The organism is Microbacterium sp. NPDC091382 (assembly GCF_044757025.1).
GTDB lineage: Bacteria > Actinomycetota > Actinomycetes > Actinomycetales > Microbacteriaceae > Microbacterium.
On sequence record NZ_JBIVUD010000002.1, the window covers coordinates 219,487 to 241,749 of the forward strand.

Annotated in this window: 25 protein-coding genes and 1 tRNA gene; 17 read left to right on the plus strand and 9 right to left on the minus strand. The window is 69.0% G+C overall.

Features of this window, described 5'->3' with window-relative positions; translation table 11 throughout:
* Positions 1-52: 52 nt before the first annotated feature.
* From ACIQLK_RS08440 to ACIQLK_RS08450, 3 genes are read right to left on the minus strand one after another with little or no spacing between them, the layout of a single operon-like run.
* Positions 53-277, minus strand: coding sequence for an SCO4848 family membrane protein (locus tag ACIQLK_RS08440; RefSeq protein ID WP_400364171.1), 225 nt, complete (start codon positions 275-277; stop codon positions 53-55).
* Between the two features lie 9 nt (positions 278-286).
* Positions 287-1,132 (minus strand): hypothetical protein, encoded by an 846-nt coding sequence (locus ACIQLK_RS08445; protein WP_400364173.1) that lies wholly within the window; start codon positions 1,130-1,132, stop codon positions 287-289.
* Positions 1,133-1,160: 28 nt separating this feature from the next.
* The gene (locus ACIQLK_RS08450) at positions 1,161-1,850 is read right to left on the minus strand and encodes an NTP transferase domain-containing protein (RefSeq protein ID WP_400364175.1); all 690 of its coding nucleotides are present in this window, start codon (positions 1,848-1,850) and stop codon (positions 1,161-1,163) included.
* A gap of 185 nt (positions 1,851-2,035) precedes the next feature.
* On the opposite strand from ACIQLK_RS08450, the gene ACIQLK_RS08455 reads away from it, so the two are divergent.
* Genes ACIQLK_RS08455 through ACIQLK_RS08465 form a run of 3 tightly spaced genes read left to right on the plus strand, consistent with a single transcriptional unit; the run spans position 2,036 to position 5,375 of the window.
* Positions 2,036-3,538 carry an ATP-binding cassette domain-containing protein gene (locus tag ACIQLK_RS08455; protein WP_400364178.1) on the plus strand — a complete coding sequence of 501 codons (1,503 nt, stop codon included), beginning with the start codon at positions 2,036-2,038 and terminating at the stop codon, positions 3,536-3,538.
* Positions 3,514-5,067 (plus strand): hypothetical protein, encoded by a 1,554-nt coding sequence (locus ACIQLK_RS08460; protein ID WP_400364180.1) that lies wholly within the window; start codon positions 3,514-3,516, stop codon positions 5,065-5,067. The genes ACIQLK_RS08455 and ACIQLK_RS08460 overlap by 25 nt, the downstream gene beginning before the upstream one ends.
* A 41-nt stretch (positions 5,068-5,108) precedes the next feature.
* A complete protein-coding gene (locus tag ACIQLK_RS08465) occupies positions 5,109-5,375 on the plus strand; it encodes a DUF3039 domain-containing protein (protein WP_064001855.1) in 267 nt (88 codons plus the stop codon).
* Here ACIQLK_RS08465 and ACIQLK_RS08470 read toward each other — a convergent pair.
* A complete protein-coding gene (locus tag ACIQLK_RS08470; RefSeq protein WP_400364181.1) occupies positions 5,354-6,682 on the minus strand; it encodes a nicotinate phosphoribosyltransferase in 1,329 nt (442 codons plus the stop codon). The genes ACIQLK_RS08465 and ACIQLK_RS08470 overlap by 22 nt on opposite strands.
* Before the next feature lie 56 nt (positions 6,683-6,738).
* Here ACIQLK_RS08470 and murI point away from each other — a divergent pair, with 56 nt between their 5' ends.
* The 5 genes from murI (at position 6,739) to ACIQLK_RS08495 (ending at position 10,289) form a co-directional block, all read left to right on the plus strand.
* Positions 6,739-7,566 carry a glutamate racemase gene (gene murI / locus ACIQLK_RS08475; protein WP_400364182.1) on the plus strand — a complete coding sequence of 276 codons (828 nt, stop codon included), beginning with the start codon at positions 6,739-6,741 and terminating at the stop codon, positions 7,564-7,566.
* Entirely contained in the window at positions 7,563-8,306 is a 744-nt protein-coding gene (gene rph / locus ACIQLK_RS08480) for a ribonuclease PH (protein WP_400364183.1), read from the plus strand. The genes murI and rph overlap by 4 nt, the downstream gene beginning before the upstream one ends.
* A complete protein-coding gene (gene rdgB / locus ACIQLK_RS08485) occupies positions 8,303-8,896 on the plus strand; it encodes an RdgB/HAM1 family non-canonical purine NTP pyrophosphatase (protein ID WP_400364184.1) in 594 nt (197 codons plus the stop codon). The genes rph and rdgB overlap by 4 nt, the downstream gene beginning before the upstream one ends.
* Before the next feature lie 96 nt (positions 8,897-8,992).
* Entirely contained in the window at positions 8,993-9,904 is a 912-nt protein-coding gene (locus tag ACIQLK_RS08490) for a cation diffusion facilitator family transporter (RefSeq protein ID WP_400364185.1), read from the plus strand.
* A 22-nt stretch (positions 9,905-9,926) separates the two neighbouring features.
* Entirely contained in the window at positions 9,927-10,289 is a 363-nt protein-coding gene (locus ACIQLK_RS08495) for a bleomycin resistance protein (RefSeq protein WP_400364186.1), read from the plus strand.
* Between the two features lie 9 nt (positions 10,290-10,298).
* Here ACIQLK_RS08495 and ACIQLK_RS08500 read toward each other — a convergent pair whose 3' ends face one another.
* Positions 10,299-12,680, minus strand: a complete 2,382-nt coding sequence (locus tag ACIQLK_RS08500; RefSeq protein WP_400364187.1) for an ATP-dependent DNA ligase — start codon at positions 12,678-12,680, stop codon at positions 10,299-10,301.
* Positions 12,681-12,741: 61 nt separating this feature from the next.
* On the opposite strand from ACIQLK_RS08500, the gene ACIQLK_RS08505 reads away from it, so the two are divergent.
* Positions 12,742-13,656, plus strand: a complete 915-nt coding sequence (locus ACIQLK_RS08505; RefSeq protein ID WP_400364188.1) for a Ku protein — start codon at positions 12,742-12,744, stop codon at positions 13,654-13,656.
* Here the strand turns inward: ACIQLK_RS08505 and ACIQLK_RS08510 are convergent, their stop codons facing one another.
* The 3 genes from ACIQLK_RS08510 to ACIQLK_RS08520 form a co-directional block, all read right to left on the minus strand.
* Positions 13,657-14,433, minus strand: coding sequence for a DedA family protein (locus ACIQLK_RS08510; protein ID WP_400364190.1), 777 nt, complete (start codon positions 14,431-14,433; stop codon positions 13,657-13,659). It lies immediately after the preceding gene.
* Between the two features lie 73 nt (positions 14,434-14,506).
* A tRNA-Leu gene (locus ACIQLK_RS08515) sits at positions 14,507-14,588 on the minus strand.
* Between the two features lie 73 nt (positions 14,589-14,661).
* Complete coding sequence (locus ACIQLK_RS08520; protein WP_400364191.1) at positions 14,662-15,285, minus strand: flavin reductase family protein; 624 nt, start codon at positions 15,283-15,285, stop codon at positions 14,662-14,664.
* 104 nt (positions 15,286-15,389) lie between these two features.
* Between ACIQLK_RS08520 and ACIQLK_RS08525 the strand changes: the two genes are divergently transcribed.
* The 7 genes from ACIQLK_RS08525 to ACIQLK_RS08555 are packed head-to-tail and all read left to right on the plus strand — an operon-like array spanning position 15,390 to position 19,792.
* A complete protein-coding gene (locus ACIQLK_RS08525; RefSeq protein ID WP_400364192.1) occupies positions 15,390-16,553 on the plus strand; it encodes a CpaF family protein in 1,164 nt (387 codons plus the stop codon).
* Positions 16,550-17,410 (plus strand): type II secretion system F family protein, encoded by an 861-nt coding sequence (locus ACIQLK_RS08530; RefSeq protein ID WP_400364193.1) that lies wholly within the window; start codon positions 16,550-16,552, stop codon positions 17,408-17,410. The genes ACIQLK_RS08525 and ACIQLK_RS08530 overlap by 4 nt, the downstream gene beginning before the upstream one ends.
* Entirely contained in the window at positions 17,407-18,318 is a 912-nt protein-coding gene (locus ACIQLK_RS08535; protein ID WP_400364195.1) for a type II secretion system F family protein, read from the plus strand. The genes ACIQLK_RS08530 and ACIQLK_RS08535 overlap by 4 nt, the downstream gene beginning before the upstream one ends.
* A 23-nt stretch (positions 18,319-18,341) precedes the next feature.
* Positions 18,342-18,545 (plus strand): hypothetical protein, encoded by a 204-nt coding sequence (locus ACIQLK_RS08540; protein ID WP_400364196.1) that lies wholly within the window; start codon positions 18,342-18,344, stop codon positions 18,543-18,545.
* A gap of 11 nt (positions 18,546-18,556) precedes the next feature.
* The gene (locus ACIQLK_RS08545; RefSeq protein WP_400364198.1) at positions 18,557-18,946 is read left to right on the plus strand and encodes a TadE/TadG family type IV pilus assembly protein; all 390 of its coding nucleotides are present in this window, start codon (positions 18,557-18,559) and stop codon (positions 18,944-18,946) included.
* Complete coding sequence (locus tag ACIQLK_RS08550; protein WP_400364199.1) at positions 18,921-19,388, plus strand: TadE family protein; 468 nt, start codon at positions 18,921-18,923, stop codon at positions 19,386-19,388. Before ACIQLK_RS08545 ends, ACIQLK_RS08550 begins: the two co-directional genes overlap by 26 nt.
* A complete protein-coding gene (locus ACIQLK_RS08555) occupies positions 19,385-19,792 on the plus strand; it encodes a pilus assembly protein TadG-related protein (protein ID WP_400364200.1) in 408 nt (135 codons plus the stop codon). Before ACIQLK_RS08550 ends, ACIQLK_RS08555 begins: the two co-directional genes overlap by 4 nt.
* A gap of 6 nt (positions 19,793-19,798) precedes the next feature.
* Here ACIQLK_RS08555 and ACIQLK_RS08560 read toward each other — a convergent pair whose 3' ends face one another.
* The gene (locus tag ACIQLK_RS08560) at positions 19,799-21,073 is read right to left on the minus strand and encodes an MFS transporter (RefSeq protein WP_400364918.1); all 1,275 of its coding nucleotides are present in this window, start codon (positions 21,071-21,073) and stop codon (positions 19,799-19,801) included.
* Between the two features lie 26 nt (positions 21,074-21,099).
* Here ACIQLK_RS08560 and prfB point away from each other — a divergent pair, with 26 nt between their 5' ends.
* Entirely contained in the window at positions 21,100-22,212 is a 1,113-nt protein-coding gene (gene prfB, locus ACIQLK_RS08565) for a peptide chain release factor 2 (protein ID WP_400364201.1), read from the plus strand.
* Positions 22,213-22,263 lie beyond the last annotated feature (51 nt).

Genomic DNA, 22,263 nt, shown 5'->3' on the forward strand with positions numbered 1-22,263 from the left:
CGCCGGCCGAACCACTTGCGCCCTCACCGTGGAGTGTGCAGGCCGTCGTGCGTCAGCTCCACGCGCCCGTCGCGGCGATGACGCCGGCGAGGATGGAGACCACCGCGAGGACGAGTGCGACGGCGATCAGCACCGTGTGGACGATGAGGAAGCGGGTTGCGCGACCGTTTCCGTCTCGCGCCCGCGGGTCGCGAGCCACGCGACGGTAGAAGGCGGGCCAGACGACCAGATTGAAGACGCCGTTCAGGAGGAGCAGGGTGACAAGAACCGGGATCACCCGGCAACGCTACCCGCTGATCTGATCATCGTGTCCGCCCGGAACCCGCCGGCCACGGCGACGCGGGGGCTTCCGCGGGGTTGCGGACTCGACGGCCAGGTCGGCAGGGAACCTGAGCGGGGCCACGCCGAACGCGCGCCGCGCACCGACGATCACGCGGCGCCCCAGGATGTGGTTTCCGCTCCCGCCGACGACGGCTCCGACGCCGAACGGGAGAGCTCTGCCGACTGCGGATACGCCGCCTTGCACGGTGACGCGACGGAGGAACGCGGATTTCAAACGGTCCACGAGAGGGCCGACCATCGCGCGGGGGAGCGACGTGGTGACCAGCTCACCCCAGTAGGCCTGTCGAGGCTTTCCGGCTCCGCTGACCTGCCCTGCGAACTGGTTGACGAGGTCCACGCCTTCGCGGCCCACCATCAACGTCAGGACGAGGGCCCTGGCGCGATCGGGATCGGACAGTCGGATGCCGTGGACTTCTGCGAGGGACTGCGCGAAGAGTGCCGTCGCTTCCAGGAAGCCGACCGTTTCCGCGCCCGCCAGAGCCAGGGTGACCGCCGTCCCGACACCGGGGACCACGGCGGTCGCTCCGACAGCCGCGCCGCCGGTCGTCACCGCGGCGAGATAGCGACGTTCGAGGATCCGGCAGACATCGGAGGGGGACGCATCCGGATGGCGCGATCGGATCGCCCGGAGGTGAGCTATGACCGCCGGACGCTGGGTGGCGAGGATCCGGTCCAGTACTCGGATGAGCCAGGGGTGCTCCGGCGAGCCCACCGGAGGCAAGCCACCCACCCACGCGGAGTCATCCGGCAGCGAATGGATGCGGGGGACGTTCGAGGCGGACGGGTTCACGACCTGGTACCGGGAGCCGTCCCGATCGTCAGACGTAGAAGTTCGCCCGGTCGAGGTCTTCGGCGAAGTCCACTTCGACCGCATACAGGTCGGAGATGTCGAGGGGACGGAGCTTCAGTCCGTTCTCGGCGATCGCGAGCTCGAGACCGCGCTCGAAGTAGTCCTGGTTGTCGACCCGGCCGAGCTGAGCGATCAGAGCCGGCTTGTCGGCACGTGAGACGAAGTTGATGCCGACGGCCTCGCCGAGTCCGCCGACGACCGTCTTGGACAGCTCCGCGATGTTGCCGGCGGCATCGACCGTGTACTTCACCTCCTCGTCGCTGACCTTGGACGTGTTCACGGTGACGAAGGACTGGTCGGCCTCGATCAGCTCGATCGCGCGACCGAGGACACGCGGGTCGAAGACCACGTCACCGTTCATCCACAGGACGCCCGACCTGCCGGTCGCCTTGAGCGCCCGCAGGAGGCTCTTGGAGGTGTTCGTCTGGTCGTAGCGGTCGTTGTACACGTAGTCGGCCGCGGGGAACGCCTCGACGATGGTCTCGGCGCGGTAGCCGACGACCGTGGTGATCGACGCGCTCGGCCCGAAGGCGGCGTGGATGTTGTCGTGCTGCTGGCCCATGATGCTGCGGCCGTCGCTCAGCTGAGTCAGCGGCTTGGGCAGGCTGCGGCCGAGCCGCGAGCCCATACCGGCTGCGAGGATGACGATCTTGGTCACGGGGGTGCTCCTGACGAGGTGGTCACTGTCCGTACATCGGAAAGACACATCCTTGTGCCAGCTAAATCGTAGCCGGGGCTCCTGACAATGGCCCGTATCCCTGTCGGGCGTTGCGTATTCGTGATAAGCGCGGCGCGATCACACGGCGCCCAGGGAGGGCGAGGACCGCTTGGTAGGTTTGACGGGTGACGCCTCCGAAGACACGACAGCCCCGCGGTAAGGCACGAGTGTCCGGAGCCGGCCCCGCGGTACCGCCGCCGCCCCCGCTGCCGACCGATCTCACCGGGGCCGGCGCAGAGGAGGCCCCTGCGGTCGACGACGCGATCGGTGTCGCGCTTCCGCCCAAGCCCGAACTCCCCGCATCCATCGCTGCGGCACGGTTCGGTGCCGTCGAGACCGCGATCGAACCTGAGGTCGCTCCCGCACCCGCGGCCGAGGTGGAGCCTGAGCCCACGCCCGCCGTCGAGTCGGCGGAGGAAGCCGACGTCGACCTCGCACCGGCGGCCGACGTCGATCCCGAGCCCGCCGTCGAGGTCGAGCCCGAGTCGGAGCCGGACACTGTCCTCGAGGATGAGCTCGTCGCAGAAGCCGAGCCCATCGCAGAAGCCGAGCTCGTCGCAGAAGCCGAGCTCGTCGCAGAAGCCGAGCCCATCGCAGAAGCCGAGCCCCTCCTCGAGGCCGAGCCGGTCGTAGAGGCCGAGGCTGTCGTCGAGGCAGAACCGGAGCCGGCGCCCGTCGTGGAGGTCGAGCCGGAGCCGGCGCCCGTCGTCGAGGTCGAACCGGAGCCGGTCGCCGACGGTGAAACAGAGGTAGAGCCCGACGCCGTCGCCATCCTCGAGCTCGAGCCGGAGCCCGAGCCGCAGGGTCCCGAGCCTGCGACCGCTGTTCTGTCGGCGGCTGAGGCGGAGCAGATCGTAGAGAGCGACGCAGCGCCCGCACTCCGGATGGTGCAGGTGTCGAAGTCCTTCGGTCGCACCCTCGCTGTGGATGCGGTGAATCTCGAGATCCGCACCGGAACGTTCTACGGGATCGTCGGCCCCAACGGCGCGGGCAAGACCACGACGCTGTCGATGATCGCGGGTCTGCTTCGCCCCGACGGCGGCACCATCCAGGTCGGCGGCGTCGATCTCCGCCGCGATCCGCGGGGGGCGAAGGCTCTCATGGGCGTGCTCCCGGACCGCCTGCGTACGTTCGATCGTCTCACCGGAAGACAACTGCTCCACTACTACGGCGTCCTGCGCGGGCTCCGCCCCGCCGTCGTCGCCGAGCGCACGCAGGACCTGGCACGTGCCTTCGACCTCGTGGCCGCTCTCGCCCGTCCGGTCTCGGATTACTCCGCGGGCATGACGAAGAAGATCATGCTCGCGGGTGCGATGATCCACGCGCCGCGACTCCTCGTCCTGGACGAGCCCTTCGAAGCGGTCGACCCGGTCTCGAGCGCCGTCATCCTCGACATCCTCTCGTCCTACGTCGCCCGGGGAGGCACCGTGGTCCTCTCGAGTCACGGCATGGAGCTCGTGGAGCGGGTGTGCGACGGTGTCGCGGTCATCGTCGCCGGTCAGGTCCTCGCGCGGGGCACGGTCGACGAGGTGCGAGGCGACAGCACCCTCGCGGAGCGTTTCGTTCAACTCTCCGGCGGGCTCAGCGACGTGGAAGGCCTGGAGTGGTTGCACACGTATTCCGACTGAGACTCGCGCTCCTCGTCGGCTCGCTCAATGCCCGCCCCGGCGTCCTCGTCCGACGGCTCGCCGCGTTCGGTGTGCTCGCTGTGGCCGTCGCGGCCGTCTGCGTCGCCCTCCTACGCCTCGACCGCGTTCCGGACGTGGAAGCGGCGACTCTGACGGTCGTCGGTGGCTCCGTGCTGATCGCGGGATTCCTCCTCGTACCGCTCTTCGCGGGGGCCGACGACCCGCTCGATCCGCGCCGTTTCATCTCGACGGGCGTACAACCGCGGACCGTGGCGTGGGCGGTGGCGGCGGTGTCCGCGTTCGGCATCCCCGGACTCGCGGTGACCGCGATCGCCGTGGCGATGGCCGTGGCGGCATCTGAACGCGGGACTCCCGTCGGGCAGACGGTGCTCGGCGCCGTACTGCTCGTGGTGACCGCCGTGCTCTCGGCGCGATGCGCCATGGCGGTGTCCGCCGTGGCACTTCGCGATCGACGGTCGCCGCAGCTCACCGGATTGATGGTGACGGCTGCCGGCGTCGTCGTGGTACCGGTCGCGGCGTTCGCCTTCTCGCTGGAGTGGTCGGGCGGATTGCCCTCGCAGCTGACGGAGGCCGCGCAGGTGCTCGCTCTGACGCCGTTCGGCGCAGCCCCGGCTATCGCCGTCCGTACGGGCGGGGATCTCGTCGTGTCCCTCCTGGTCGCCGTCGGAACGATCGTCCTGCTCGGAGCTGTCTGGTATCTCCTGGTCCAGCTGATGATGACCTCCACGGAGCGCCCGGTGCCCGTGCGCGAGCGTCGCGGCCTCGGGTGGTTCGCGGTCATGCCTGGTCTTCCGGGTGGAGCGGTGGCGGCGCGGAGCATCCTGTACTGGTTCGGCGACGCTCGCTACCTGGCCAATGTGATCGTGGTACCCATCGCATCGGTCCTGATCGTGACGCCGCTGGTGATCGTCGGGGTGCCTCTGCCGGTCGTCGCACTCATCCCACCGCCGATACTCGCCCTGTTCCTAGGATGGCTCGTGCACAACGATCTGGCCTACGACTCGACGGGCGTATGGCTTCACATATCGGCCGGGGTGCGCGGTGTCGCGGATCGGGTCGGCCGACTCGTGCCCATTCTCATGATCGGCATACCGTTGCTGGCGCTCGTGATCACGGGGTCCATCTGGGTGCACGGCCGCTGGGCTGTCCTCCCCGCCCTGGTCGGCGTGTGCGTCTCGCTCTTCGGGGCCGGTCTCGGGATCGGGTCGATCGCGTCCGTGGCGGCGCCGTACGCCGTCTCACGTCCCGGGGAGGGCCCGTTCGAACAGCCGCAGCGCACCGGCGGCGGGATGGCACAAGCCGTCGTCCTCTTCGGGGCGATCCTCTTGTCCGCCCCCGCGCTGTGGTGGGGCTGGTTGTCGCTGAACGGCGACGAAGATGCCGCGTGGACCTCGTTCTGGTCCGGCTCCGGCGTCGGAATAGGTGTGCTGGTCGTGGGCGTCGCGGTCGGCGGAGCGCTCTTCGAACGCCGCACCGGGCGCATCATGGAGTTCGCCGAAACCCTCTGACACCCGGCCACGGAGTCCTCGGCCCCAGTACACTCGGGGGAATGAGCACGCCGATCGACAGCCCGGATCAGGGCGGCCTCGCCACACTCGACCGTGAGCTCGAAGAGCTCATCCGCGAGGAGTCCATCGAACCGGGCGATCATGAGCGGTTCTCGCACTACGTCAAGAAGGACAAGATCCTCGAGTCGGCGATCACCGGCAAGCCCGTACGTGCGCTGTGCGGCAAGAAGTGGACCCCCGGTCGGGATCCCGAGAAGTTCCCGGTCTGCCCGACCTGCAAGGAGATCTACGCGTCGCTGACCTCGTAGACGGTCGGTAGCGCCGGGTCGGCGCGGCTGAGCGCCAGCGCCATGACGGGCAGTTCCTCGCGGACCCGGAGGTGATGCGCGCGAGCGGCGGTCACTCCCTCGGCTCCGAGGTGAGCGGCATCCGCTTCGCCGTGGTCCACGAGCACGGTCTGCAACGGGCGTGCGTCCGGGTGGGCTGATGCGGTGTCGAGTTCCTCGTAGCCGTCGGCCACGGTGACGACCTCTGCGGTCGCGACCCCGTCGAGGCGGCGTCGGAAAGCTGCCTTACGCCCGCCGACGGAGGCTTTCGACGTCGAAGCCTTCGCCACCGGCACCCACCCGCCGTCCGAGCCCTGTCGCGCGACGAGCTTGTAGACCATTCCGGCGGTGGGGGTGCCGGATCCCGTGACGACGGAGGTGCCGACACCGTAGGCATCGACGGGGGATGCCGCCAATGCCGCGATCGCGAATTCGTCGAGATCGCTCGTCACGGTGATCCGCGTCGAGGTGGCGCCGAGCTCGTCGAGCTGCTGACGGACGGAGGCGGCCACGGTCGGGAGATCACCCGAATCGAGTCGGACGCCGCCGAGCCCGGTACCGGCGACACGGACGGCCGTCTCCACGCCCTGTCGGATGTCGTAGGTGTCGACGAGCAGCGTCGTTCCCGTGCCGAGGGCCTCGATCTGGCTGCGGAAGGCGTCCTCCTCGGTGTCGTGGAGGAGAGTCCAGGCGTGCGCGGCGGTGCCCATCGTGGGGATGCCCCACGATCGGCCGGCTTCGAGATTGCTGGTCGCCGAGAAGCCCGCGATGTAGGCGGCGCGCGCCGCGGCGACGGCCGAGCGCTCCGCGGCCCGGCGGGATCCCATCTCGGCGAGCGGTCGGTCGCCGGCCGCGATGCTCATGCGCGCGGCAGCTGTGGCGACGGCCGAGTCGTGGTTGAGGATGCTCAGGGCCAGGGTCTCGAGGATGACCGCCTCGGCGAACGTGCCCTCGATCGTGAGGATGGGGGAGCCGGGGAAGTAGAGCTCGCCTTCCCGGTATCCGCTGATCCTGCCCGTGAACCGGTAGCCCTCGAGATAGCCCACCGTCTCGGGGCTGACGATGTCGTTGTCGCGCAGGTAGGCGAGCTCGGCCTCGTCGAAGCGGAAGTCTGCGATCTCCGTGAGAAGCCGCCCGGTGCCCGCGACGACGCCGAAGCGACGCCCGCCCGGCAAGCGTCGTCCGAACAGTTCGAAGACGCAGCGACGGCTCGCGGTGCCGTCGCGCAACGCGGCATCCAGCATCGTGAGTTCGTAGCGGTCGGTCAGCAATGCTGTGGACGTGGCCATTCGGTCACTCTATCCAGGCGCGGAGACGGGTCGGACCGAGACTAGGCTGGTCGATCGTGACGGACGCACCGATCGGGATCTTCGACTCCGGAGTGGGCGGGCTCACGGTGGCCCGCGCCGTCTCTCAGCTCCTTCCGCGCGAGTCGATCCTCTACATCGGCGACACCGCGCACTCACCGTACGGTCCCAAACCGATCGCGGACGTGCGGCGCTACGGGTTGGAGGTCCTCGACTCGCTCGTCGATCAGGGCGTGAAGATGCTCGTCATCGCGTGCAACACCGCGTCCGCCGCGCTCCTTCGCGACGCACGTGAGCGGTACGACGTGCCGGTCGTCGAGGTCATCGGGCCGGCTGTCCGCACCGCCATCTCGACCACGCGGAACGGACGCATCGGTGTCATCGGCACGGCGGGCACGATCGGCTCGGGCGTTTACCAGGACATGCTCGGCGTCAACGAGCACCTCAGCGTCTTCGCGCAGGCCTGCCCGCGCTTCGTCGACTTCGTCGAGGCGGGTGTCACCGACACGACGGATGTCCTCCGTGTCGCGGAGGAGTACCTTTCTCCCCTCCGCCACGCCGGCGTCGACACCGTCGTCCTCGGGTGCACGCACTACCCGTTCCTCGAAGGCGCGATCAGTTACGTCATGGGTCCTGACGTGTCGCTCGTCTCGAGCGATACCGAGACGGCGAAGGACGTGTACCGACAGCTCGTCTCCCGGGACCTCCTCGCGGGTCCGGATGCCTCGCCGACCCACGTGTACGAGGCCACCGGCGATTCCGCCGACGACTTCATCCGACTCGCAGACCGGTTGATGGGCCGCGGCGTCAGCGCCGTCCGGCTCGTTCAGACCGGTGCCATCGACCTACCGAAGGAGACCTCATGACCGAGACCACCCGAGCCGACGGTCGGACCGTCGACCAGCTGCGCCCCGTCACGATCGAGCGTGGGTGGAGTGCGCACGCAGAGGGTTCGGCGCTGATCTCCTTCGGGGGCACGAAGGTGCTGTGCACGGCATCCTTCACCAACGGCGTGCCCCGCTGGCTCACCGGAAAGGGCAAGGGCTGGGTCACCGCCGAATACGCGATGCTGCCGCGCGCCACGAACTCCCGCAACGACCGCGAGTCGATCAAGGGCAAGGTCGGCGGGCGCACGCACGAGATCTCGCGGCTGATCGGTCGCGCGCTGCGCGCCGTCGTCGATACGAAGGCCCTCGGCGAGAACACGATCGTCATCGACTGCGACGTCCTGCAGGCCGACGGGGGCACGCGGACCGCGGCCATCACCGGCGCCTACGTCGCCCTGGCGGACGCGATCGAATGGGGCCGCGCCAAGGGTTTCGTCGGCAAGAACGCGAAGGCGCTCATCGACTCCGTCTCCGCGGTCTCGGTCGGCATCATCGACGGTGAGCCGATGCTCGACCTGGCCTACGTCGAGGACGTGCGTGCCGAGACCGACATGAACGTCGTCGTCACCGGTCGCGGGCTGTTCGTCGAGGTCCAGGGCACCGCCGAGGGCGCGCCCTTCGACAAACGCGAGCTGGACGCCCTCCTCGAGCTCGGCGTGAACGGCTGCGGCGACCTCCGCGAGGCGCAGATCGCAGCGCTGGCGGAGGGGCTGGCGTGACGGCGCGCCGTATCGTCCTCGCTACGCACAACGCGCACAAGGTCGAGGAGTTCGGTGCGATCGTCGCGGCGACCCGACCCGATATCGAGGTCGTCGGGTACGACGGACCCGAGCCCGTCGAGGACGGCGTGACCTTCGCGCAGAACGCCCTCATCAAGGCGCGCGCCGCGGCAGCCCACACCGGCCTCCCGGCGATGGCGGACGACTCGGGAATCGCCGTCGACGTGCTGGGCGGATCACCCGGAGTGTTCTCGGCCTACTGGGCGGGGCACAAGAAGGACGGCGTCGCGAATTACGAGCTCCTGCTCGATCAGCTCGCCGACATCGCCGACCCGCATCGGACGGCGCAGTTCGTCTCGACGATCGCCCTGGTCGTCCCCGGCGGGGAGGAGCACGTCGTCACCGGTGTCTGGCCCGGTCGGCTCGCGACCGCACCTGCGGGGGAGAACGGGTTCGGTTACGACCCGGTCTTCCTGCCGGACGACGCCGACGGCAGGTCCGCAGCGGAGCTGACGCCCGCGGAGAAGAACGCCTCGTCGCATCGCGCGCGGGCGTTCGTCGCGCTGGGGCCACTGCTCGAGACCCTCTGACGTCCTGACGTTCGGCGCAGAGGCTGAGAATCGGACTCATTCCCGAGTTCTCCGATCCGGCCGGTCGGTGATGCGCCCGGTTCTACCCTCGTAGGTATGCACGATCACGCACCCGCCGGCATCCGGGGAGGACATCCGCGACGCCTGCTCGCGGTCTCCCTCGGGATCACCGCGACCGTGCTCGTCGTCCAGCTGGCCGGCGCGATCCTGACCGGGTCGCTTGCGCTGCTCGCCGACGCCGGTCACATGTTCACCGACAGCTCGGGTCTTGTGATCGCCCTGATCGCGGCGTCGGTCGCCGCTCGACCCGCGGACGACCGGCAGACCTACGGATATCAGCGTGCCGAGGTCTTCGGCGCGCTTCTGAACGCCCTGATCCTCATCGCCCTCGGTGCCTGGATCGCGGTCGAGGCCATCGGACGGCTGATGCACCCCGCGCAGGCCGAGGTGCAGGGCCTGCCGATGCTCGTCGTCGCCGTGATCGGCCTCGTCGCGAACGGTGTCTCACTGTACGTCCTGAGCGCCGCCCAGCGCACGAGCATCAACGTGCGGGGCGCCTACCTCGAGGTGCTCGGCGACCTGCTCGGTTCGGTAATCGTCATCATCGCAGCGGGCCTGATCTGGCTGACGGGATGGATGCCGGCGGACGCCGTGGCCTCGCTGGTCATCGCCGCGCTCATCGTGCCGCGCGCCATCGCTCTGCTGCGCGAGGTCTTCGCGGTGCTCGGCGAGCGCGCCCCGGCGGGAACGAAGGTGACCGAGATCCGCGATCACATCCTGGGTGCCGACGGTGTCGTCGACGTGCACGACGTGCACGTGTGGCAGCTCACCCGCGGCGCCCCGGTCTTCACGGCGCACGTCGTCGTCGCGGCGGACCATTTCGCGGACGACCGTGCCGGGGCGCTGCTGTCGCAACTGCAGTCGTGCCTCGCGCGTCATTTCGATGTCGAGCACTCGACCTTCCAGCTCGAGCCGGCAGGCCACGTCGAGCACGAGGCTCACGCCTGATCCGGACGGGAGGGGATCACTGATGACGGACACCGCTGCGCCCAATCTGCCGTCGCGGGACTTCGCCGCGTCGGCGGCGTTCTACGGCGGCCTGGGGCTCGAGGTCGTCTATCGAGCCGATGACTGGCTCATCCTGCGGCGCGATCTGCTGCAGCTCGAGTTCTTTCCCGACCCTGATCTCGATCCGTTCGCGAACACCTTCATGTGCTGCCTCCGTGTGGACGACCTCGACGGGTGGTATGACCGCATCGTCGAGGCCGGCGTGCCCGAGGGCGTCACGGGCTTCCCCCGTCATCACGCGCCCAGGGACGAGCCCTGGGGCGGCAGAGCGGCGTACCTCCTCGACCCCGACGGCACCCAGCTGACGATCATCCAGAACCGGTGACGACGCGCCTCACCGTTCGGCGCGCACATCCTCGGCGGTCTTGTCCGGGCGCAGCCCGCGCCAGCGTGCGTGACGAAGCGTGCCGTTGGGTGTCGTCTCGGCGTACTCCACCTCGCCGACGAGATCGGGGCTGACCCAGAGAGCATCGGATGCCTCGGCCCGGCCGATGTCGACGAACGGATTCTCCTCGGTCCGCAGCGGCGTGAGTTCGGCGTCGAGGCGTGCGAGAGTGCGATCGCTGAAGCCGGACCCGACACGACCGACGTAGTGCAGTCCGCCCTCTGTCGGGATTCCCATGAGAAGCGATCCGATCCCGCCGCTGCGACCTCCCTTGCCCGGACGGATGCCGCCGATCACCACCTCCTGCATGAGGGTCAGCTTCACCTTCAGCCATTCCTCGCCGCGGACGCCGCGACGGTAGATCGAGGCGGGATCCTTGACGACGACGCCCTCGAGGCCCAGTTCCTCCGCCGTCGCCAGCGCATCGTCGACGTCGTTCGCGACGGGCGGGACGACGATCTCATCGATCGTGCCTCCGGCGATGCGTTCCAGGAGCTCGCGCCGCTGCGAGAGGGGGAGCCGGCCGGCATCCCTTCCGTCCACCTCCAGGACGTCGAACAGCAGAAACTGCACGGGGATTCGTGCGGACTCCTGAGCGATCTCAGCGGACTTCGTGAGGTGCATCCGGTGCTGCAGCAGGGAGAAGCTCGGCCGGTTCCGCTCGTCGAGCGCGACGATCTCGCCGTCGATGACGCAGGCGGCGGGTCCGAGGCCGGGATCACCGCCGGTCAGTTCGGGGTATCTGGCGGTGATGTCCGTGCCGCTGCGGGCATGGAGGCGGAGATGCTCCCCGTCCCAGATGCCGAGGGCACGCACCCCGTCCCATTTGAACTCGACCCACGGGCCCCACCTGTCGGCGGCGTGCCGGGCGAGAGCGGCGTTCGAGGTGGTCGCCAGCATGGGTGCAGGAGCGGGTACCGACGCCGGTGGTGGCGCCGAAGCAGCGTGAGTCGAAGCCGCCGGGGGATTCGCAGCATCCGTCTTCATCCGGTGCAGCAGCCACTGGGACTTCTCGCCGTCGCCGCTCGTGCGGATGAGCGCGAGCTTCACGGTGCCGAGCGGACCGTCGCCACGCCCGGTCGCGGTGACGATGACCTCGTCGTCGCGCCACTTCTCGAGGTCGAAGGTGCCGGTGTCCCAGATCGACATGGCGCCGGCACCGTACTCGCCGGCGGGGATGTCCCCGGCGAAGTCCAGGTACTCCATCGGATGGGGTTCGGTCATGACGGCCAGGTGGTTCGTCGAGGGCGACTCCGGGATGCCGCGGGGGACCGCCCAGCTGACGAGTACGCCGTCGCGCTCGAGCCGCAGGTCGTAGTGGAGCCGCCGCGCGTGATGCTCTTGGATGACGAAGCGGGAGGACGCCGGGCGAACCGAGCCGGCGGGGGAGTCCGGCACGGGCTCCGGGGTCTTCGCCGCCGTGCGCTTGGCGATGTAGGAGGCGAGCGGCCCCGTCCCCCTGGGGGCCAGCGGCGCGATCAGGTCGCCGTCCGCGGCGACCCGGTCGAGGACCTCGTCGAAGAGCAGATGACGAAGGCCCGGATCGTCGAGCTCCTTCCACGTGCGAGGCGCGGCGACCGTGGGGCGAGCGCGTCCGCGCAGCGAGTAGGGTGCGATCGTCGTCTTCTTGCCGTTGTTCTGACTCCAGTCCAGGAAGACCCTCCCCGGACGCGCCGCTTTGGACATCTGACTCACGACGAGATCCGGATGATCGGCCTCGAGCGCCCGCGCGAGCTCCTTGGCGAAGGCGCTGATCTCCTCGCTCGTGCGCGAGCCGTCGAGCGGGGCGTACAGGTGGATGCCCTTGCTCCCGCTCGTGACGGGGAGCGGTTCCATGCCCAGATCGGTCAAAATCTCCCGACACCATCGCGCGACCTCGGCGCACTCCGCGAGCCCGATACCCGGGCCGGGGTCGAGGTCGAGGACGAGCCGATCGGGGTTCCGCCGCGCACCCTCCGCGTCGAACCGCCACTGCGGGACGTGCAGTTCGATCGACGCGACCTGCGCGAGGTAGACGAGCGTCGGAACCCCGTCCACGAGGGGGTAGTCCTTCGCGCCGGTCGAATGCGCGATGGGTCTGCGCGTGATCCAGGCCGGTGCGCCCGCCTCGAGGTGCTTCGCGAAGAACGACCCCTCCGCGGTGCCGTCCGGCCAGCGGATGCGGGTGACCGGCCGCGCATCGAGGTGGGGAAGGATGGCCGGCGCGATCCGCGTCAGGTAGTCGATGACCTCGCCCTTGGTGGTCCCCGTCGCGGGGTACATCACCTTGTCGAGGTTCGTCAGCCGCAGTCGGCGTCCGTCGACGACGACCTCCTGCGGCGCGGCTGGCATGGGGCCAGATTAGTGCGCAACCCCCATTGGTCGTCGCGTCGGCGGGGTGTGTACTGAGGGCATGAGATCGATCTGGAAAGGCGCGCTGACCTTCGGACTCGTCAACGTGCCCGTCAAGGTGTACTCGGCGACGGAGGACCACGACGTGTCGCTGCACCAGGTGCACGCCGCCGACGGCGGCCGCATCCGATATCAGCGCATCTGCGAGATCGACGGCGAGGTCGTGCCGTACTCCGACATCGACAAGGCCTACGACGACGGCGAGCGCACCGTCGTCCTGACCTCCGACGACTTCGCGGCGCTGCCGAGCGAGCGCAGCCGCGAGATCGAGGTCGTCGAGTTCGTCCCCACCGAGCAGATCGACTTGCTCACCCTCGACAAGGCGTACTACCTCGAACCCGACTCGAAGAGCCCGAAGGCGTACGTGCTGCTGCGTCGGACGCTCGAGCAGACCGACCGCACCGCGATCGTCCGCTTCGCCCTGCGACAGAAGACGCGGCTCGCCGCGCTGCGGGTGCGCGGCGACGTGCTGGTTCTGCAGACCCTCCTCTGGGCGGATGAGGTCCGCGAGGCGTCCTTCCCGGTGCTGGATGAGCCGGTGAAGATCTCGAGCAAAGAACTGGAGCTCTCGGCATCCCTCGTCGACAGCTTCTCGAGCGACTTCGACCCGAGCGAGTTCACCGACGAGTATCAGAAGGAGCTGCGCACCCTCATCGACGCGAAGCTCGAGAAGGGCGACGCGTTCGACACCGCCGAGACCTTCGGGGAGAAGGCGGATGCCGAGGGCGGCGAGGTCATCGATCTGATGGCTGCCCTGCGGGCCAGCGTCGAGAAGAGTCGGGCGGCGCGGTCGGGGAAGGGTTCCGTCGGAGAATCGAAGGCCGACGCCGACGAGGAGTCGGCGCCAGCCACGAAGAAGGCTGCGAAGAAGACGGAGGCTGCGAAGAAGGTTCCCGCGAAGAAGAAGGCGTCCTGATCAGAGCCGCGGAGCGTCTCCGCGCTCCTCGGCCGGGTCATCGAACGCCTCGGGCTCGAGGACGAGCTCCTGCGCCTCGGCCGCGTCCGTCGTCCCATCGGGGCCGGCGGCCATCTCGCGCTTGACCTTGCGCTTCTCGGCGAAGTAATGCCAGACGATGAAGACGATGGTGCCTGCGACCGCGATGAGCAGGATGACGTCGATGTATTCGGCGACGAACTCTCCGACGCCGGGGATGAGGCTCACCAGGTAGCCGATGACGGTGAGACCGAAGCCCCAGATGACGGCGCCGATGAGGTTGTACAGCGAGTACTTGTGCCAGGCCATCTTGCCGACGCCGGCGGCGACCGGGGCGAAGGTGCGAACGATGGGGACGAATCGGGCGAGGATGACCGTCACGCCGCCGTACCGCTCGAAGAACGCGTTCGTGCGTTCGACGTTGCTCCGACTGAACAGGCCGGATTCCTTGCGCTCGAAGACCGCAGGACCTCCCTTGCGTCCGATCAGGTAGCCGACTTCTCCGCCCAGGAACGCGGCCAGGCCGATGAGGAGTCCGACGATCCAGACGTTGACGCCGAAGACGCCGTTCGGGGCGTGCGTGACCGGGTTGGAGAGGAGCCCCGCCATGATCAGGAGCGTGTCGCCGGGGAGCAGGAACCCGACGAGGAGTCCGGTCTCGGCGAAGATGATGAAGCAGACCACGACGAGCGCCCAGGGACCTGCGGCGTTGATGATGGTCTCGGGATCCAGCCAGGGGATCAGTGCCAAGGGATGCACGGAGGTCCTTCAGGTCGCGACGGCGGGCCGGCCGGCGGAATGGGCGCAAGGTGTGAGACACGACGGTGCCTCGTGCGGAAGGGGGGACTTGAACCCCCACGCCCGAAGGCACAGGAACCTAAATCCTGCGTGTCTGCCGATTTCACCACTCCCGCTGGTGGCTTCAGTCTAGGGCGCGCGGTGGGAGAGACCTGAGAGGGATAACCCCCGAATATCCGGTGATCCGGGTCAGACCCGCGCGTCCTCGTCGAGCAGCGGCGCCCGGAAGTTTGCCCCGACGTGTGCGCCCTGGGCGAAGTAATGCCGGAAGCTGTAGTAGAGCGGACGCCATCGCTCCGTGTCGACGCGGTCGCTGTGGTCATCCCGCAGGATCGTCTCGTGCGCGTGGACCTGCAGGACCTCCGCCTCGACCGCGACGGCATCGCCGCCGTCGATGTCGATGATCTGCACGGCCCGCGCCTCGATCTGCACCGGGCACTCGTCGACCCGATCAGCGGCGACCCGCTCAGACGCGACGGGCGTCAGTCCGCCGAGCGTCCACTTGTCGGCTTCGTGTCGGTAGGCGGGATGCTTGTCGGCGGGAACGGGGAACCGGCCCGTCGTCGGCGCGATGGCCTCGACGCTGCTCACGAGGTCCGACGACGGGAGGTTGACGACGAGATCGGGAACTCGGCGGAGATTCGCAAGCGCCTGCCCGCCCGATCCGAGCCCGAGCATGTAGCGGGACCCGAGAGACCACGCTGACGAGATCGGGCTGATGTTGGACGTGCCGTCGGGGTTGACCGTGGTGATCAGCGCCACCGGGGTTCCGAAGTACAACACCGGCAGATGGACGCTCCTCGTTTCAGGCATCCGTCCATTCTGGACTCTGCGAGGCGGGACGACGAAATGACGTCGAGCGCGGAGTGTGGATAACTCGTGCGCGGGCCGCAGCCCCCTTGCGAAGATCCCAGGCCATGAGCGTCGCCTCCTCTCAGCCGGGCACACGCGGAGTCACCGCGGTCGCCGAGCGCGTGCGCGAGCGCCTGCGGACGGAGGAGGTCGACCCCTCCCGCGACCCCGAACGCGCGTCGTTCATCGCTCGGGCCGAAGTGAGGCGTCACAACGATTTCGCCCTCGCGCGGGGCGTGGATGTCATCGAGGACGAAGCGGCGTCCGTCCGCGACATCCTCTCGACGGTCGCCGGTTACGGGCCGCTCCAAGCGCTGCTGGACGATCCGGACGTGGAGGAGATCTGGATCAACGCGCCGGACAAGGTGTACATCGCTCGCGATGGCCGCAGCGAGCGCGCGCCGATCGTGCTGAGCGACACCGCGGTGCGGGATCTGGTCGAGCGCATGCTGCACGCCACGGGCCGGCGCGTCGATCTGAGCCAGCCGTTCGTCGATGCCTCGCTGCCGGACGGATCACGGCTGCACGTGGTCATCCCGGACATCACGCGCCGCCACTGGGCGGTGAACATCCGGAAGTTCCTCGCTCGTTTCCGGACCCTCGACGACCTGGTCGCAGCCGGATCCGTCACCCCCGCGGCAGCCACACTGCTCCAGGGTGCGATGCGCGAAGGGACCAGCGTGATCGTCTCAGGCGCGACGCACGCAGGCAAGACGACCCTGTTGGGGGCGTTGATCGCTGCCGCGCCGCCGCACCACCGAATCGTGACTGTCGAGGAGACGTTCGAGCTCACCGTGCAGGCGCACGATCTGGTAGCGCTGCAGGGGCGTCAGCCGAGCTTGGAAGGTACCGGCGAGGTGTCGCTCCGACGCCTCGTCAAGGAGGCGCTGCGCATGAGACCCGACCGCCTCGTCGTCGGGGAGGTACGCGACGCCGAAGCCCTCGATCTGGTCCTGGCGCTCAACACCGGAGTCCCGGGAGCCGCCACCATCCACGCGAACTCGGCGACCGACGCGCTGCGCAAGCTCGGTTCGCTGCCGCTCCTGGCCGGCCGGAACATCGACCGCGACTTCCTGCTGCCGGCCATCGCCGCCTCCGTCGGCCTCGTCGTGCACTGCCGACGGGATGCCGAGGGTCGCCGAGCCGTCGTCGAGGTCGTCGCTCCGACCGGTCGCGTCCTCGACGGCGTCATCGAGACCCGTCGTGTGTTCGGGGGCGAGGCGCGATGACGACTGTTCTCGGAGTGACGTTGGCCGCGGGCATCCTCCTCGCACTCTCGCCGTGGCTGTGGCCGCCCCGTGCCGTCCGCAGTGACGGAGCTCGCCGGGACGGTCGATTCGCGCGGCTTCTGCAAGAAGCCGGGTTCGGTCATGCCACAGCCGGGCACCTCGCGACGATCTCGCTCGCGACAGCCGCCCTCGCAGGTGCGGTGGTCTGGTTGCCGACGTCGCTCCTCGCCTTCGCCGCGGTCGCTGCAGCGGCCGGCTTCTTCGCTCCGGCTGCGTGGTTGCGCGGAAGGGTGCGGCGCGTGCAGAAGGCTCGGCGGCAGCTGTGGCCCGACGTGTGCGACCTGCTCGTCGCCTCGGTCCGGTCGGGGATGTCGCTCCCCGACGCCGTCTCCGCACTCGCCGAGGTGGGGCCGCCGCCTCTCCGGCCGGCCTTCGGCGCCTTCGCATCGGACGTCGCCGCTTCCGGGCATTTCGATTCCAGTTCGCTGCGGCTGAAGGCTCGCCTCGCAGATCCTGTCGCCGATCGCATCATCGAGGCGCTGCGCATGGCTCGTCAGGTCGGCGGCACCGAGCTGACGAGCGTCCTGCGCGCGCTGTCGGCGTCCGTCCGCGCCGAGGCGGCGCTGCGCGCGGAGATCGAAGCGCGCCAATCATGGATCCGCGGCGCTGCCGTCCTGGGGGTCGTCGCGCCGTGGGTGATCCTCGGACTGCTCGCCCTGCGCCCCGAGGGCGCGACGGCGTACAGCAGTCCCGAGGGCGTGACCGTCATCGTCGTGGGCGCCGGGGTGTCCGCCATCGCCTTCCGGCTGATGGTGGGGATCGGTCGGTTGCCGGAGCCGCGGCGGTGGTTCGCATGAGCGGCGTCACGGAAATCGCCGTGGCGGTCGTCCTGGGCGGCACCTTCGCCGCCGGCCTCGTGATGGTCGCGACACGCATTCCGCGCCTGGCGGCTCCGACGCTCGCTCGTCGCATCGCGCCGTACCTCCGCGATATCGCGGATCCACGAGGCCTGACGCCGTTGGCGTCTGCACCGGGGGACTGGCGCGCCCGCAGGGATCGCTTCGTGGCATCCCTCGGCGGCGTGGCTCGACTCGAGCACCGGCTCCGCCAAGCGGGATGGGTACAGGATGCCGCCGGTTTCCGCGGGCGTCAGCTCACGTGGGTCGTGGCCGGCGCCCTCCTGGGCGGAGTCGTTCTCGTGATCCTCGCCCTTGCCGGCAGGCTCTCGCCGGGAGCGACGATCCTTCCGCCCGTCGCAGCACTGTCAGCCGCAGCTCTCGTCGATCTGCGCCTCACATCGGCAGCACGTCGTCGCCGGGCGCGCGTGGAGGAGGAGCTGCCCACGCTCCTGGAATTCCTCTCCCTCTGCCTGGCCGCGGGCGAAGGGCTGCGAGACGCGCTGCACCGGGTCGGCGAGATCGGGAGCGGCGAGCTCACCGTGGAGATCCGCCGTGCGGTCCTGGACAGCGGTACGGGATCGAACCTGTCGGACGCGCTCGTCGACCTCGGGCGACGTCTGGACGTTCCCGCGCTCTCGCGAGCCATCGAGCACCTCGTCGCCGCCATCGATCGCGGTGCTCCGTTGGCGGGTGTCCTGCAGGCTCAAGCAGGCGACGCCCGAGAGGACGCCAAACGCACGCTCATCGAGCAGGCCGGCAAGAAGGAGATCGCGATGCTCTTCCCGATCGTCTTCCTCCTGCTGCCGATGAGCGTCCTCTTCGCCGTCTTCCCCGGGATCGTGATGCTGCGACTCGGGGTCGGCTGACGCATGACCGAAAGGAGATCCTGATGATCCGTTCCACCTTCCAACGACTGCGGACGGCCTGGGGTGCCGTGTACACGGGACTTCGAGAGGACGAATGGGGGGACGTGCCGGGCTGGGTGCTCATCACGCTCATGACCGCCGGGCTCGTCGTCGTCATCTGGGCTCTCGCGGGGCCTGCGCTCGCCCAGCTGTTCCAGCAGGCGATCGACCAGGTGTCCAGTTTCTGAGGCGTCCCGAGATGCGGCGGCTGCTCTCCGACGAGCGCGGATCGACTCCGGTCGAATTCGTGCTCGTCGGCGTGCTGCTGACGGTGCTGACGCTCGGGGTGCTGCAACTCGGACTCGCCGTCTACGTCCGCAACGTCGTGCACGACGCCGCGGTCGAGGGCGCGTACTACGCCGCTCTGGCGGATGTCGAGACCGCTGCGGGTGCCGAGCGCGCGCGAGAGGTCGCCGAGCGTGCCGTCGGCAGCGACTTCGTCGAGAGTGCAACGGCGACGGACTCCCGCACCCTGGGATACGAGACGGTATCGGTGACTCTGAAGACGCGGCTACCGATCATCGGGCTCCTCGGCGTCCCGCGCGGATGGGAGGTGACCGTCCATGCCCCCGCGGAGAGCTTCGACTGATCCCCTCAGCCAGGACGAGAGGGGCTCGGCTGCTCTCGAGTTCATCGTCGGCGGAGTCGTCCTGCTCGTGCCCATCGTCTACCTGGTGGTCACGCTCGGATTGGTCCAGTCCCACGCCCTGGGCGTCGAATCGGCGTCGCGGCACATCGCCCGTGCGGTGGCATCCGCCGACAGCATCGATGATGCCGACGACCGTGCGGCGGCTGTCCTGGGCTCCCTCGTGCGCGAGTACGGCCTCGATGAGGACGCCCTCGAGGTGAACGTGTCGTGCGTCGATCAGTCGACCGCCTGTCCGACCGCCGGGGCGATCGTACGGGTGACGGTGTCCTCATCCGTCCCGCTGCCGCTCGTTCCGCCCGTTCTCGGTCTCGAAGAAGCCGCCCGGGTCGGCGTGGAGTCGGCCTCGGTGCAGAAGGTCTCGCGTTACTGGAGGGATCAGTGAGTCCGGACGACGACGACGGAAGTGTCCTTCTCCTCACGATCGGGTACGCGCTCCTGGCCCTCGCCCTGGTCTTCGTGACGGTCGACGCGACGAGCCTGTACCTGGCGCAGAAGCGGACCCAGGCGACGGCGGATGCCGCGGCCCTCGCGGCCGCGGATGGATTCACGCTCGACGTCGTCGACGACCGGCCCCGGGCGGTGCTCACCGACGGGGGAGTGCGGGAGCAGGCGCAGGCGATCATCGCCGCCGAGGGAAACGCGAGTCTTCTGGGGGCGAGCACTCCGGATGGCGTGTCCGCTCGAGTTGTCGTCGGCTCGGTGTGGCACCCGCCGATCTCGAGTCTGTTCATCCCCGATGGCGTCGCGCTGGAGGCGACGGCGACGAGTCGCACCGCGCTCGAGTAGTCCGGGTCAGCGGTTCACATGCGGCAGGAACCTGGGCAGCCAGCGGATGAAGGCGACAGCTCCGAGAAGGCCGATGACACCCACCGCGCCGGCCGCGAACGACAGGGACGAGATCGCGGTGACGCCGGTGACGATCAGTGGGGTGGTGGCGCCACCGGCATCCGTCAACGTGCGCCACGAGCCCAGGAACGGCGCCGGATCCTCCTTCGGAGCGAGGTCCGCGCCGATGGTCAGCAGGATGCCGCTGGACAGGCCATTGCCCACGCCGAGAACCGCCGCGAACATCGCGAACCACATCTCGGCGCCCGCGCCGTCGTGGGTGACGGACAGGGCGAGGAATCCACTGCCCATCAGGATCATCGCGGGGAGGGCCGCCCACAGACGTCCGAACCGGTCCATGACCTGACCGCTCGCATAGAAGAGGGCGAAATCGAGGGCGCCGGAGATCCCGACGATGAGGGCGATCGTCTGCGCGTCGAGCCCGATCGACACGCCCCACAGGGGCAGGACGACCTGTCGGGCGGAGCGGACCGCGGACAGGCACGCCGCCGCGAGACCGACACGCGACAGCACCCGCCGGTGCAGCCACATAGTGCGGAACACGCCGATGCGCTCGGCGACCGGGATCGACCCGGTGACGGGTTCGCCCGAATCCTCAGCGTCGTGGCCGCGCGTCGGCTCGGCGATGAACTGCTTCTCCGGGTCCGGCCCGAATGTGACCAGCACGATGAGGGCGACGAGGCACACGGCGAAGAACCAGATGGTCGACCGCTCGTCGCCGAACAGGCCGATGAGACCGGCGGCGATGAAGGGACCGGTGAACATGCCGAGGCGGAACGTGCCTCCCAGGAGCGAAAGTGCGCGAGCGCGGAACATCACGGGCACGCGCGTCGTCATGAACGAGTGGCGTGCCAGGCCGAACGCGGCCGCGCACGAGCCGATCAGGAACACCGCGGCTGCGAAGACCGGAAGCGAGGGCACCAGGGCCGCCGCCAGCGAGACGATGAGCGCGAGCGACCCCGCGACGATCATCGTCACGCGCTCACCGAACCGGGCGACCGACCAGCCCGCCGGCAGGTTGCCGATCAGCTGACCGACGACCAGCAACGAGGCGATGAGCGCCGACAGGGCGACATCCGCGCCGAGGCGGCCGGCCAGGATCGGGATGAGGGGCAGAACCGCTCCCTCGCCGATCGCGAAGAGAACGGTCGGCGCGTAGACCATCGGTCCGAAACGCCACAGCACCTCCCGGGCAGTGGGGGAGTCGGGTCGGTCGATCATCGCCATCCACGTTACTCTGGAGTGTCATGCTTGAATTCGATCCGTCTGCGGACATCCAGGCCCTCCGTTCCACCTTCGGTGAGATCAAGGCGGTCGTCGATGTCGACGCGCTCACCGCCGAGATCGCCCGTCTGTCCGACGAGGCGGGCGCTCCCGACCTCTGGGACGACGTCGAGAAGGCGCAGAAGGTCACCAGTGCCCTCAGCCACCGCCAGTCGGAGCTCAAGCGCGTCACCGAGGTCGAGCAGCGACTCGACGACGTCGAGGTTCTCGTCGAGCTCGCGCAGGAGATGGACGACGAGGACTCCGCCGAAGAGGCTCGTCGCGAGATCGCCGATCTCGAGAAGGTCATCAACCAGCTCGAGGTGCAGACGCTCCTCGACGGCGAGTACGACGACCGTGGTGCGGTCGTCACGATCCGCTCCGGTGCCGGCGGCGACGACGCCACCGACTTCGCCGAGATGCTCATGCGGATGTACCTGCGCTGGGCCGAGCGGCACAAGTACTCCGTGAAGGTGATGGACACGTCCTACGCCGAAGGCGCGGGCATCAAGTCCGCGACGTTCGAGGTGGACGCCCCCTACGCCTACGGCACGCTGTCGGTCGAGGCCGGCACGCACCGCCTCGCCCGCATCAGCCCGTTCGGCTCCGCCGACAAGCGACAGACGAGCTTCGCGGCCGTCGAGGTGATCCCGGTGATGGAGGAGGCCCAGGAGGTCGACATCCCCGAGGGCGACATCCGCGTCGACGTCTTCCGTTCCTCGGGTCCCGGTGGGCAGTCGGTCAACACGACCGACTCCGCTGTGCGCCTGACGCACCTTCCGACCGGGATCGTCGTCTCGATGCAGAACGAGAAGAGCCAGATCCAGAACCGGGCCGCCGCCATGCGCGTGCTGCAGACGCGACTCATGCTGCTCCAGAAGGAAGAGGAAGCGGCGAAGAAGAAGGAGCTCGCCGGCACGATCACGGCGAGCTGGGGCGACCAGATGCGCTCCTACTTCCTCTACGGTCAGCAACTCGTGAAAGACCTCCGTACCGGCCACGAGGTCGGGAACCCCGCGGTCGTCTTCGACGGCGACCTCGACGGGTTCATCGCTGCCGGCATCCGCTGGCGCAAGCGCAAGGACGACGACGACTGATCTGCGCCGGGTCCTGGGAACCCTGTCAGCCCCCTGAGTGATCGGGAGTGT

Coding starts and splice junctions, on each gene's coding strand:
- ACIQLK_RS08465 (WP_064001855.1), top strand. CDS start 5,109: ATGAGCACGCCGATCGACAGCCCGGATCAGGGCGGCCTCGCCACACTC.
- ACIQLK_RS08470 (WP_400364181.1), bottom strand. CDS start 6,682: ATGGCCACGTCCACAGCATTGCTGACCGACCGCTACGAACTCACGATG.
- rph (WP_400364183.1), top strand. CDS start 7,563: ATGACCGAGACCACCCGAGCCGACGGTCGGACCGTCGACCAGCTGCGC.
- ACIQLK_RS08490 (WP_400364185.1), top strand. CDS start 8,993: ATGCACGATCACGCACCCGCCGGCATCCGGGGAGGACATCCGCGACGC.
- ACIQLK_RS08495 (WP_400364186.1), top strand. CDS start 9,927: ATGACGGACACCGCTGCGCCCAATCTGCCGTCGCGGGACTTCGCCGCG.
- ACIQLK_RS08500 (WP_400364187.1), bottom strand. CDS start 12,680: ATGCCAGCCGCGCCGCAGGAGGTCGTCGTCGACGGACGCCGACTGCGG.
- ACIQLK_RS08505 (WP_400364188.1), top strand. CDS start 12,742: ATGAGATCGATCTGGAAAGGCGCGCTGACCTTCGGACTCGTCAACGTG.
- ACIQLK_RS08520 (WP_400364191.1), bottom strand. CDS start 15,285: ATGCCTGAAACGAGGAGCGTCCATCTGCCGGTGTTGTACTTCGGAACC.
- ACIQLK_RS08525 (WP_400364192.1), top strand. CDS start 15,390: ATGAGCGTCGCCTCCTCTCAGCCGGGCACACGCGGAGTCACCGCGGTC.
- ACIQLK_RS08530 (WP_400364193.1), top strand. CDS start 16,550: ATGACGACTGTTCTCGGAGTGACGTTGGCCGCGGGCATCCTCCTCGCA.
- ACIQLK_RS08535 (WP_400364195.1), top strand. CDS start 17,407: ATGAGCGGCGTCACGGAAATCGCCGTGGCGGTCGTCCTGGGCGGCACC.
- ACIQLK_RS08540 (WP_400364196.1), top strand. CDS start 18,342: ATGATCCGTTCCACCTTCCAACGACTGCGGACGGCCTGGGGTGCCGTG.
- ACIQLK_RS08545 (WP_400364198.1), top strand. CDS start 18,557: ATGCGGCGGCTGCTCTCCGACGAGCGCGGATCGACTCCGGTCGAATTC.
- ACIQLK_RS08550 (WP_400364199.1), top strand. CDS start 18,921: ATGCCCCCGCGGAGAGCTTCGACTGATCCCCTCAGCCAGGACGAGAGG.
- ACIQLK_RS08560 (WP_400364918.1), bottom strand. CDS start 21,073: ATGATCGACCGACCCGACTCCCCCACTGCCCGGGAGGTGCTGTGGCGT.
- prfB (WP_400364201.1), top strand. CDS start 21,100: ATGCTTGAATTCGATCCGTCTGCGGACATCCAGGCCCTCCGTTCCACC.